At 66.4% G+C, this 10,110-nt stretch carries 12 protein-coding genes; 6 read left to right on the top strand and 6 right to left on the bottom strand.

The window, feature by feature from the left end; genetic code table 11:
• Window positions 1-147: 147 nt before the first annotated feature.
• Together AC16JP_RS06675 and AC16JP_RS06670 are read right to left on the bottom strand one after the other, a co-directional pair.
• Window positions 148-636, bottom strand: a complete 489-nt coding sequence (locus AC16JP_RS06675; RefSeq protein ID WP_484339826.1) for a GDYXXLXY domain-containing protein — start codon at window positions 634-636, stop codon at window positions 148-150.
• The gene (locus AC16JP_RS06670) at window positions 633-1,766 is read right to left on the bottom strand and encodes a DUF2157 domain-containing protein (protein ID WP_484339825.1); all 1,134 of its coding nucleotides are present in this window, start codon (window positions 1,764-1,766) and stop codon (window positions 633-635) included. The genes AC16JP_RS06675 and AC16JP_RS06670 overlap by 4 nt, the downstream gene beginning before the upstream one ends.
• Before the next feature lie 167 nt (window positions 1,767-1,933).
• On the opposite strand from AC16JP_RS06670, the gene hslV reads away from it, so the two are divergent.
• From hslV to AC16JP_RS06655, 3 genes are read left to right on the top strand one after another with little or no spacing between them, the layout of a single operon-like run.
• On the top strand, window positions 1,934-2,476 hold the full coding sequence (gene hslV / locus AC16JP_RS06665) for an ATP-dependent protease subunit HslV (protein WP_484339824.1): 543 nt from the start codon (window positions 1,934-1,936) through the stop codon (window positions 2,474-2,476).
• A complete protein-coding gene (gene hslU / locus AC16JP_RS06660) occupies window positions 2,476-3,837 on the top strand; it encodes an ATP-dependent protease ATPase subunit HslU (protein ID WP_484339823.1) in 1,362 nt (453 codons plus the stop codon). The genes hslV and hslU overlap by 1 nt, the downstream gene beginning before the upstream one ends.
• Before the next feature lie 41 nt (window positions 3,838-3,878).
• Window positions 3,879-4,382, top strand: coding sequence for a hemerythrin domain-containing protein (locus tag AC16JP_RS06655; protein ID WP_484339822.1), 504 nt, complete (start codon window positions 3,879-3,881; stop codon window positions 4,380-4,382).
• A gap of 17 nt (window positions 4,383-4,399) precedes the next feature.
• Here AC16JP_RS06655 and AC16JP_RS06650 read toward each other — a convergent pair whose 3' ends face one another.
• Window positions 4,400-5,515: a dipeptidase gene (locus tag AC16JP_RS06650; protein WP_484339821.1), complete on the bottom strand. Its 1,116-nt coding sequence runs from the start codon at window positions 5,513-5,515 to the stop codon at window positions 4,400-4,402.
• A gap of 40 nt (window positions 5,516-5,555) precedes the next feature.
• Between AC16JP_RS06650 and ruvB the strand changes: the two genes are divergently transcribed.
• From ruvB to surE, 3 genes are read left to right on the top strand one after another with little or no spacing between them, the layout of a single operon-like run.
• The gene (ruvB, locus tag AC16JP_RS06645; RefSeq protein WP_484339820.1) at window positions 5,556-6,581 is read left to right on the top strand and encodes a Holliday junction branch migration DNA helicase RuvB; all 1,026 of its coding nucleotides are present in this window, start codon (window positions 5,556-5,558) and stop codon (window positions 6,579-6,581) included.
• A 47-nt stretch (window positions 6,582-6,628) separates the two neighbouring features.
• Window positions 6,629-7,897, top strand: coding sequence for a serine--tRNA ligase (serS, locus tag AC16JP_RS06640; RefSeq protein ID WP_484339819.1), 1,269 nt, complete (start codon window positions 6,629-6,631; stop codon window positions 7,895-7,897).
• Complete coding sequence (gene surE, locus AC16JP_RS06635; RefSeq protein WP_484339818.1) at window positions 7,897-8,655, top strand: 5'/3'-nucleotidase SurE; 759 nt, start codon at window positions 7,897-7,899, stop codon at window positions 8,653-8,655. Before serS ends, surE begins: the two co-directional genes overlap by 1 nt.
• On the opposite strand, the gene AC16JP_RS06630 is transcribed toward surE, so the two are convergent.
• From AC16JP_RS06630 to AC16JP_RS06620, 3 genes are all read right to left on the bottom strand, one after another.
• Window positions 8,606-8,878, bottom strand: a complete 273-nt coding sequence (locus tag AC16JP_RS06630) for a PEPxxWA-CTERM sorting domain-containing protein (protein ID WP_484339817.1) — start codon at window positions 8,876-8,878, stop codon at window positions 8,606-8,608. The two genes, surE and AC16JP_RS06630, sit on opposite strands and share 50 nt — an antisense overlap.
• Before the next feature lie 99 nt (window positions 8,879-8,977).
• A complete protein-coding gene (locus AC16JP_RS06625; protein WP_484339816.1) occupies window positions 8,978-9,706 on the bottom strand; it encodes a superoxide dismutase in 729 nt (242 codons plus the stop codon).
• Between the two features lie 106 nt (window positions 9,707-9,812).
• Window positions 9,813-10,055, bottom strand: a complete 243-nt coding sequence (locus tag AC16JP_RS06620) for a lipoyl domain-containing protein (protein ID WP_484339815.1) — start codon at window positions 10,053-10,055, stop codon at window positions 9,813-9,815.
• Window positions 10,056-10,110 lie beyond the last annotated feature (55 nt).

Below are 10,110 nucleotides of genomic sequence, written 5' to 3'. Positions count from 1 at the left end.
ATGTTTCGCGTTCGGCTATGCGGCAAGGGCGCTTCCGGAACTGCCGGAAATGCTGGTGACGATCCCCGGCACCCTGCTGTTGTTCGGCGTGCTGATCTGGCGCTGGGGCTTCGGACCTGAAGACAGGGCGCTGTTCTCGCGCCGGGGCTAGCGCGGTTCCAGCTTGCGGTTGATCAGTCGGCCGTCGCTGTCCAGCATCGCCACCACCAGCATCGGCCCCTCGCGCAGTTGCGCTTCCAGTGCGGGCGCACTGGTTTCGGAAACGAAGATGCGGCTGGTGAATGTGGCGGGGTCTTGCCGGAAACCGGGCCGCACATCGATGCCGCTGCGCGCGGTATCCACCCGCGCTGCACAGGCGGCGCCTTCGTCAATCACCCGTGCGACGACCGTGCCATCGTCATGCGCAAGGCACAGGCTGCAACCGGATTCGCCGAAACAGGGGGCGGGGTCGCCTTGCAGCGTCCAGTCATAGGAAAAGCGGATATAGTGGCCGCGCAGCAGGTCGCGCGGGTCATAGCCCGAGACCGGGATACGCCATTCGTGCGCCGAGGCGAGACCCGCCTGCTGGCGCCCGATCGTCAGCGCCAGAAACAGGATCGGCAATGCCAGTGCCGCAGCAAGCCACGGGTTCCTCATGCGGCTGGTCCTGATGTATCCGGCCTGTTGCGGACGATCCGGTGCCATGCCCAGCTAAGGCCGACCAGCAGCGCGCCGCCCAGCACCAGCCCGCCACCGGTTGCCGCAAGCGAACCGAACAATTCGATGTAGATGATGAAGATGCGCAGCCCGATTGCGGCCACCGCAACCGCAAACAGCCCGTTCAGCCCGGCCCGCACGGCGCCATTGGCGATCAGCATCCAGAAACCGGCAAAAATGCCGACGCCGATCAGGCGGCTTGGTGTGGTGTCGGGGTGCGGCACGGCAAGCGCCAGCGCCGACACCACCAGCGGCCCGAGGATCAACGGCAGCAGCAAGGGGCGCGGCAGGTCGGCGCCGGGTTTTCTGGCGGCGAAGATTGCAGCGGCAGTCGCCAGCGCGGCCGGCAGCAGGCGGAGCGCATTGTCGCGCGCATCGGCTGGGGAGATTTCGGTTGCCCAGGCGAAATGCACCAGGCTGGCGCCCGCCAGCAACGCGGCAAGGCCGCTCTGCCGCAATGCCAGCCGGAATGGCGGGCGGCCGTTCGCCGCAACCAGCGACAACAGCACCAGCGTTGTGGGCATGGCGATTGCCGCACCATGCGCCAGAAGCCATGCGCCGCCCTGATCGACGGTCTGAAAAAACATCGACGCGGGCGCGATCAGCATCAACGCCGAAAGGGCAAGGCCGGTCAGCCTTGTGGTGCCGCCTGCCAGCAGCGCCGGGCCGGCCAGCGCCAGCCACAGCATCATCGGATGCCAGAATGGCCCCGTCTGCTGATAGACCTGCGCCTGCAAGGCGATGCCTGCGATCACCAGCCCGGCAAACGCGAACAGCAGGGTTTCTGCAACCCATGCCCGGCCGGCGCTGCGCGCCCGCCAGTGCCCGGCTGCAACCGCAAGCAGCAGCGCCATGTGCACGGAAAGCTTCAGCCAGTCGGGGATGCGGTCCCAGTTGGCCGAGACGAGGAGCAGCACGCCCAGCACCAGCGCCAGCATCCCAAGCCCGGCAAGCGCCCACAGCGCGACGGGCCGCCGGTCTGCCTGTTCGTGCGCAAGAATGCGTGCGGCGGCCTGACCATCGATCAGGCCGGCTTCCACCCAGGATTGCAACTTCTGTTCAAGCGCCATGCACCGGAATTGTGCCCATCTGCCGCCCGCCGCGCAAGGCTGGGGCGGGCGCCATGCCGCCGTTCCTGCCATGCCCCCCTTTCATGCCGGCGTGAAAAAACTACATCAGGGCAGGCCGCGATGCTTTGGCCGGCAACAAGACAGCATACGGGAACAAGGCAGAATAAATGAGCGAACCGCAAACCTGGCACGGAACCACCATTCTTGGTGTGCGAAAAGATGGGCGCGTCGTCGTCGCCGGCGACGGGCAGGTGTCGCTCGGGCAGACGGTGATCAAGCCCAATGCGAAAAAGGTGCGCCGGCTTGGCGCCGATGGCCGGGTGGTCGGCGGGTTTGCCGGATCGACCGCCGACGCCTTCACCCTGTTCGAACGGCTGGAAGCGAAACTGGAACGTTCTCCCGGTCAGCTTACGCGGGCCTGCGTCGAGCTGGCCAAGGACTGGCGGCAGGACCGCTATCTGCGGCGTCTGGAAGCGATGATGATCGTGGCAGATCAGGAAACCATGCTGATCCTGACCGGCACCGGCGACGTGCTGGAACCGAACGACGGCATCGCCGCGATCGGTTCGGGTGGCAATTATGCGCTGGCGGCAGCGCGCGCGCTTGCCGACACCAGCCTCGACGCCGAGGCGATCGCTCGCAAGGCGATGGGGATCGCAGCCGACATCTGCGTGTACACCAACAACAACCTGACCGTGGAAAGCATCTGATGGACGCCGTTGCACCAGCCGCCGAGACAGCCGAAACCGCAGCGAACCGCGCGGCCCCCGCGCAGGTCCTGACGCCCAAGGCGATCGTTGCAGCGCTGGATCGCCATATCGTCGGCCAGACCGACGCCAAGAAGGCGGTTGCCGTGGCGTTGCGCAATCGCTGGCGGCGGCAGCAACTGGCGGCCGAACTGCGCGAGGAAGTGACGCCCAAAAACATCCTGATGATCGGGCCGACCGGCTGCGGCAAGACCGAGATCGCCAGAAGGCTGGCGAAGCTTGCCGACGCGCCGTTCCTGAAGATCGAGGCGACCAAGTTCACCGAGGTCGGCTATGTCGGGCGCGACGTCGATTCGATCGTGCGCGATCTGGTCGAGGAATCGATCCGGCTGACGCGCGACCTGAAGCGCGGGCAGGTGCGTGAAGCAGCGGAAAAGGCCGCGCTCGACCGCCTGCTCGATGCGCTGGTCGGCAAGGACGCATCCGAGGCGACCAGGCTGGCGTTCCGCGACCGCATCTTTGCCGGGCAGTTGAAGGGCCGCGAAGTCGATATCGAGGTCGAGGACACCGGCAGCGGCATGCCGTTCGAGATTCCGGGCATGCCGCCGGGGCAGGTGGGGATGATCAATCTTGGCGACATGCTGAAGGGCATGGGGCCAAAACGCACCAAGCGTCGCCGCATGCCGGTCGAGGATGCCTGGGAACTCTTGGTGAACGAGGAAAGCGACCGCCGCCTCGACACCGACGACCTGACGCGCGAAGCCATCCGCAACGCCGAGGGTAACGGCATCGTCTTCATCGACGAGATCGACAAGATCGCCGTATCCGATGTGCGCGGCGGATCAGTCAGCCGCGAAGGCGTGCAGCGAGATCTGCTGCCGCTGATCGAGGGGACGACCGTCGCCACCAAATATGGCCCGGTGAAGACCGACCACATCCTGTTCATCGCGTCGGGCGCCTTCCATGTGGCAAAGCCCGCCGACCTGCTGCCCGAACTGCAGGGCCGGTTGCCGATCCGGGTGGAACTGAAAGGCCTGACCAAAGCCGACTTCGTGCGCATCCTCTCTGACACCGAGGCTTCGCTGGTGCGGCAGTATGTGGCGCTGATGGCGACCGAAGGCGTGGAACTGGGCTTTTCCGCCGATGCGATCGACGCGATCGCCGACATCGCAGCACAGGTGAACGACCGGGTCGAGAACATCGGCGCGCGCCGGTTGCAGACGGTGATGGAAAAGCTGCTGGAAGATCTGAGCTTCGAAGCGGCCGAAGGCGGCCCGCGCCAGTTGCAGGTCGATGCAGCCTATGTCGAGGCGCAGCTTGCGCCGATCGCGCGCGACAACGACCTTAGCCGCTTCATCCTGTAGCGGTGCAGCGGCCAGTGACCGGAAACCGGAAGGAGGCAGCATTGACTGAAGAAGCAGGGTTGGCGCCGGCGGCACCGGCCGATCTCGGCGACCTCGATACACCATCGCTCGTCGATCACATCATCACGCGCTACCACCGTGTGCATACGCAGGAACTGCCCGAACTGGTCACGCTCGCCACGCGCGTGGAAGAAGTGCACAAGGGCCATCCGGCGGTGCCCGCAGGGCTTGGCGCGCTGTTGCAGCAGATGCTGGGCGAACTGGCGATGCACATGCAGAAAGAGGAACTGATGCTGTTCCCGCGCATGAAGCGCGGCATGGGCGAAGGGCTGGGTATGCCGGTCATGGTGATGATGACCGAGCACGACGACCATGCCGAACATCTGCGCACCCTCTCCGACCTGACCGGCGGGTTCCAGCTTCCCGCCGACGCCTGCGGCAGTTGGCGGTCGCTCTATGCGGGCGTTGAAAAATTCGCCGACGATCTGGCGACCCACATCCGTATTGAAAACGAGATATTGTTCCCGCGCTTTATGGAGAGCTGAGCGAAGCGCCCGGCGGGTCAGGCCCCCCATGCCTCGCGGTAGAGGCGAAGCAGGTTGCGGCCGAAGAATTTCTCCAGCCGCACCTGCCCGTGGCCGCGCGCGGCAAGGTGTTCGGCAAGGTGTGGCAAGCGATCCAGCCGGTTATAGTCCATCACCACGGTCAGAACGTCCGGCCCTTCGCCGGGCGCGGTGAAGCCCATTTTCGTCCGATATTCATGGTCTTCGCGTGCGCGACGCCATGTTTCTTCGTTGATCGGCAGCGGCAACTGGTCACCATCCGAGCCGATGCCCACATGGTCCTCGCCGCAGATGTTCCAGGCGTGCTCGATATGGGCGACAAGATCGGCACCGGTCGGCTTCGAACCTTTTGCCAGATAGGGCATGAAATAGATGCCGACGACGCCGCCCTTGTCGGCGACCGTCCGCATGTCGGCGTCCCATGTGTTGCGCGGATGGTCGAACAGGCTGCGGCAGCCGGTGTGGCTGATGGTCGGCGGGCGCTTCGCCCGCGCCAGCCCCTCGCGGATGGTGCGTTCACCGCCGTGCGACAGATCGAGCAGCAGCTTTTCCGCCTCGATGCGTTCTATGGTGGCGGCCGCCAGCCGCGACAGGCTGGCGTTGGCAGGTTCCAGTGCGCCGTCTCCGGAAAGGTTGCGCAGGTTGTAGGTGAGCTGCACCGCGCCGACGCCGCGCTTTTTCAGTTTCGCCAGTCGGTCGAGGTCGGCGCCGATCATCGATGAATCCTGCGTGCCGTAAATCACCCCCACCCGGCCGGTCTTTTTCGCGGTCTCGATGTCGGCCGCCTTTTCGACTTTCAGCAGGAAGTCGGGATTGGCCGCGAACGCTGCGTCCATCTGGTCCATGAAACCATTCACCTGTTCCCACATGTCGGGCTGGTTGCCGACAGGACCGACGGTGATGCGAAGGGCGGTGATGCCGGATTTGCGCAGTTCGGCCTTCACCCGGTCGGAAAGGCGGGTCTGCGCTTCGGGGGCATAGGGGTCGGACAGATTGGAAAGCCCGTCGATCACGATGGCGTCGCCAAGCCAGCCGCTGCCGCCCGCGCGGGCCAGCGATGGTGCCAGCAGCGCGCCCGCGCCTGCCGCCAATATGGTGCGCCTCGTCAGTGCCATTGCTCTTTCTTCCTGCGTCCGCCCTGCTAGAGACGCCTGCATGGACGATGCCGACAGGTTGATCAATCCAGCGGCCCGCCGCGACGACGCCGACGCCGCACTGCGGCCGAAAAGCCTTGCCGAATTCGTCGGGCAGCGCGCCGCGCGCGAAAATCTGCGCGTCTTCATCGACGCCGCACGCCAGCGCGGCGATGCGCTCGATCATGTGCTGCTGGCCGGGCCGCCCGGCCTTGGCAAGACGACACTGGCACAGATCATCGCCCGCGAGCTGGGCGCCGGTTTCCGCGCGACTTCCGGCCCGGTGATCGCCAAGGCGGGCGATCTGGCGGCGCTGCTCACCAATCTCGAAGCAAATGATGTGCTGTTCATCGACGAAATCCACCGCCTGCAACCGCAGGTCGAGGAAATCCTCTATCCGGCGATGGAGGACCGCGCCCTCGACCTGATGATCGGCGAGGGGCCTTCCGCCCGTTCGGTGCGGATCGATCTGCCGCCCTTCACGCTGGTCGGCGCCACCACGCGATCGGGGCTGGTGACGCAACCGCTGCGCGACCGTTTCGGCATTCCCGTGCGCCTCGTCTTCTATACCGAGGAGGAACTGCTGTCGGTTGTGCATCGCGCGGCGCGGTTGCTGGGCTTGGCGCTGGCCGAGGATGGCGCACGCGAAATCGCCCGCCGGGCGCGCGGCACGCCCCGCATTGCCGGAAGGCTGCTGCGCCGCGTGCGGGATTTTGCCGTCGACCGGAAAGAACCGGTCGATGCGGCGTTCGCCGATCAGGCGCTTAACCGGCTGGAAGTCGATCGTCTGGGCCTCGACGCGCAGGACCGCCGTTATCTGTGGATGATCGCCGACCTGTATCGCGGCGGGCCGGTCGGCATCGAAACACTGGCGGCCGGGCTTTCCGAAGCCCGCGACACACTGGAAGACGTGGTCGAGCCATATCTGATCCAGACCGGGCTGGTGGCGCGGACGGCGCGCGGGCGCGTGCTGAACGGGCCGGCATGGGCGCATCTTGGCCTGCGCCCGCCCGCTGCGCAACCGGCGCTGCCGCTGGACGGCGAATAGCCCTCGGCGCTTGCGGGCGGCCCGCGTCGCGGCCATAGGCTTCGGCCATGCATGATCTGAAGGCCCTTCGCGCGGACCCGTCCGCATTTGACGCGGCACTCGCGCGTCGCGGCATCGCCAACGCATCCGGCGCCATCCTGCAGGCCGATGCGGCGCTTCGTGCCGAGCAGACTTCGCTGCAGGCGCTGCTTGCCCGCCGGAACGAGGCGTCGAAAGCGATCGGCGCCGCAAAGGCATCGCGCGACGAAGCACGCGCCGATGCACTGATGGCCGAAGTCGCCACCCTGAAAGACGACATTACCGCCGCCGAGGAACGCGAACGCGCGTTGCAGGCCGAAGTGTCGGCGCTGGCTGCCGCCATACCCAACCTGCCGGCCGCTGATGTGCCCGATGGCACCGATGAAACCGGCAACACCGAAGTGAAGCGCTGGGGCAAGGCAGAAGCGCGAGGTGTCGAGCATGATCAGCTTGCAGCACGGCTCGGCTGGAATGCCGAAGGGTCGATCCGGTTGGCCGGCAGCCGGTTCATGGTGCTGGAAGGCCAGCTTGCGCGGCTGCATCGCGCACTGGGGCAGTTCATGCTGGACCGGCAGGTGGCGGCGGGCTGGCGCGAAACCGTGGTGCCGCTGCTGGTGCGCGACGAGGCAGCGTTCGGCACCGGGCAGTTGCCGAAGTTCGCCGACGACCTGTTCCGCACGACGGACGGCCGCTGGCTGATCCCGACCGCCGAGGTGAGCCTGACCAACCTCGTGAACGGTGTCACACTGGAGAGCGACGCACTGCCGCTGCGCATGACCGCGCTGACGCCCTGCTTTCGCAGCGAGGCGGGCGCCGCCGGCCGCGACACGCGCGGGCTGATCCGCCAGCACCAGTTCGAAAAGGTCGAGCTGGTGACGATCTGCCACCCGGAACAATCCGAGGCCGAGCACGAGCGCATGGTGCTGGCGGCGGAAGCAATTCTGGAAGCGCTGGAACTGCCCTATCGGCGGATGCTGCTGTGCGCCGGCGACATGGGCTTTTGCGCCCGCAAGACCTTCGACCTCGAGGTCTGGCTGCCCGGCGCCGCCGCCTACCGCGAGATTTCGTCGGTTTCGAACTGCGACGCGTTTCAGGCCCGGCGGATGGACGCGCGCTTTCGGGTGCGCGGCGAAAAGGGCACAGCGCATCTGCATACGCTGAACGGGTCGGGGCTAGCTGTCGGGCGGACGCTGGTTGCCGTTCTCGAAAACGGCCAGCAGCCGGACGGCAGCGTGCGCGTGCCGTTGCCGCTGGTGCCCTATATGGGCGGCGTTGCAACACTGGTGCCGGGGGCGTGATGCGTATTCTGCTGACCAACGATGACGGGATTCACGCGCCGGGGTTCGCCGCGCTGGAACGGATTGCCCGGCAACTGTCCGACGATCTGTGGTTCGTGGCGCCCGCCGAGGAACAGTCCGGCGCCGGGCACAGCCTGACCCTCACGCGGCCGATCCGGGTGCGCGAACTCGGGCCGCGCCGCTATGCTGTGGGCGGAACGCCGACCGACAGCGTGATGATGGCGCTGGGGCACCTGATGGGCGACTTGCGCCCCGACCTGATCCTGTCGGGCGTCAATCGCGGGCCGAATCTGGCCGAGGACCTGACCTATTCCGGCACGGTTTCCGCCGCGATGGAGGGGACGCTTGCCGGGATCCGTTCGATCGCGCTTTCACAGGCGATGGCCGACTATACCAACGGCAGGGAAAGCTTCGCTGCCGCCGAGGCGATCGGCGCGGACATCATCCGCAAGGTCGCCGAGGCCGACTGGGGCGACGGCGTGCTGGTCAACATCAACTTCCCGCCGGTCGAGAAACCCGTCGGCGCGCGCGTCACCGAACAGGGCTTCCGTGACTATGGCCATATCCGCATCGACGCGCGCACCGATCCGCGCGGCTTTCCCTATTTCTGGTTCGGCTATGGCCGCGAGGTGGATACGCCCGCGCACCAGACCGACCTCGAGGCGATGCGCGACGGCTTTGTGTCAGTGACGCCGTTGCACCTTGATCTTACGCACCGGGAATCGATGGCGGCCCTGAAGGCGACGCTGGAGGGCTGAGCCGGGCCGGTTCGGAGGGCTGCTTTCGCGCGCTGCGACGCAGCCCCAGCCCGACGAGGCCGAAGCCGGTGATCATCATCGTCCATGTTGCGGGTTCCGGCACGAGGCCGGGTTCCGCGATCGCCGGGCCGACCTGTGCAGCGGCAGCCGCCGGCAGCAGCAGAGCCAGTGTAACCAACGCCGACGGCAACCCCGCCGGAAAAAATGTGCGCCCAATGTTCATTCACGCCTCCCCGGGTTGAGGAAACCCGGATCTTTGTCCGGCGTTAACCATGCTATCCGGTTGCAGAAAAGCCGTGAATCCTCCTCTTTTGGAGGGGGCTCAGCGGCGGGCGACCGCGTCCTGGTACAATTCGTTCACATGGCCCCAGTTCACCACGTCCCACCATTTCGCCAGATATTCGCCCCGCCGGTTGCGGTAGCTCAGGTAATAGGCATGTTCCCAGACGTCGTTGCCGAGGATCGGCTGCCCCTTGACCGGGGCCAGATCCATCAGCGGATTGTCCTGGTTCGCGGTCGAGGTGACGACGAGTTTGCCGTCTGCTGCGACGATGAGCCACGCCCAGCCCGAGCCGAACTGGCTGGCGCCGGCCTGCTGGAAGCTTGCCTTGAACTTGTCGAGGCTGCCGAAATCACGGTTGATCGCCGCCAGAAGCGCTGCCGATGGCGCGCCGCGCTTGCCCTCGGGCGCCATCAGGCCCCAGAAAAAGCGGTGGTTCCAATGGCCGCCGCCATTGTCGCGCACGGTCTTGGGAAGGGTCGATACCCGTTGCAGGATCTGCTCCAGCGACAGCCCGGCCAGCGCCGGATCGGCAGCGACCGCCTTGTTCAGATTGTCGACATAGGCGCGGTGGTGCCTGCCCCAGTGCAGCTCCATGGTTTCGGCGTCGATGACAGGCGCCAGCGCGTCGAACGCATAGGGCAGCGCATCGAGCACGAACGCCGGTGCGGCGGGCAGGGTGGCCGCCGCCGGGGCCGTGGCGGGCTGCGCCTGCGCGACGGCCGCCGTCGAGAGCAGGGCCAGCACGAGCGTCGTCATCGGTTTCAGCATTGTTCGTTTCCCCTTGGCGGTAAGCGGCATTGCGCCCCGTTCGTGCACGAAGCATCGCGAAGCGCCCCGCATCCGGCAAGCCGGGTTGCGACGGGTCGGGCCGCTGCTACGGCTGTTCGATCAGCGCCACCCGGTCTCCGCGATTGACGACGCTTTCGGCCTCGACCAGGCGCCTGAGCCTGCCGGATGCCGGCGCCTCCAGCTCTAGTGTGACTTTTTCGACCAGGATTTCCGCAATCATGTCACCGGCTTCGACCATCGCGCCGTCGTCCAGAAGCCAGATCACCTGCGCGCCCGAGGGGTCGTCCTCGTCCCACAGATCGGCCGGAATGATGACATTGGTCGCCATGAAAGGTTACGCCTTCGACTAGGTGCACGATGCAGAGCAGGCGACGCGCCCGCCC

This window comes from Sandaracinobacteroides sp. (genome assembly GCF_057137845.1).
The sequence above is the reverse complement of the archived record's forward strand: the minus strand, read 5'-3'. Positions and strand labels throughout refer to the sequence as shown.

Coding starts and splice junctions, on each gene's coding strand:
- surE (WP_484339818.1), top strand. CDS start 7,897: ATGCGTATTCTGCTGACCAACGATGACGGGATTCACGCGCCGGGGTTC.
- AC16JP_RS06650 (WP_484339821.1), bottom strand. CDS start 5,515: ATGGCACTGACGAGGCGCACCATATTGGCGGCAGGCGCGGGCGCGCTG.
- serS (WP_484339819.1), top strand. CDS start 6,629: ATGCATGATCTGAAGGCCCTTCGCGCGGACCCGTCCGCATTTGACGCG.
- AC16JP_RS06620 (WP_484339815.1), bottom strand. CDS start 10,055: ATGGCGACCAATGTCATCATTCCGGCCGATCTGTGGGACGAGGACGAC.
- AC16JP_RS06625 (WP_484339816.1), bottom strand. CDS start 9,706: ATGCTGAAACCGATGACGACGCTCGTGCTGGCCCTGCTCTCGACGGCG.
- hslU (WP_484339823.1), top strand. CDS start 2,476: ATGGACGCCGTTGCACCAGCCGCCGAGACAGCCGAAACCGCAGCGAAC.
- AC16JP_RS06630 (WP_484339817.1), bottom strand. CDS start 8,878: ATGAACATTGGGCGCACATTTTTTCCGGCGGGGTTGCCGTCGGCGTTG.
- hslV (WP_484339824.1), top strand. CDS start 1,934: ATGAGCGAACCGCAAACCTGGCACGGAACCACCATTCTTGGTGTGCGA.
- AC16JP_RS06675 (WP_484339826.1), bottom strand. CDS start 636: ATGAGGAACCCGTGGCTTGCTGCGGCACTGGCATTGCCGATCCTGTTT.
- ruvB (WP_484339820.1), top strand. CDS start 5,556: ATGGACGATGCCGACAGGTTGATCAATCCAGCGGCCCGCCGCGACGAC.
- AC16JP_RS06670 (WP_484339825.1), bottom strand. CDS start 1,766: ATGGCGCTTGAACAGAAGTTGCAATCCTGGGTGGAAGCCGGCCTGATC.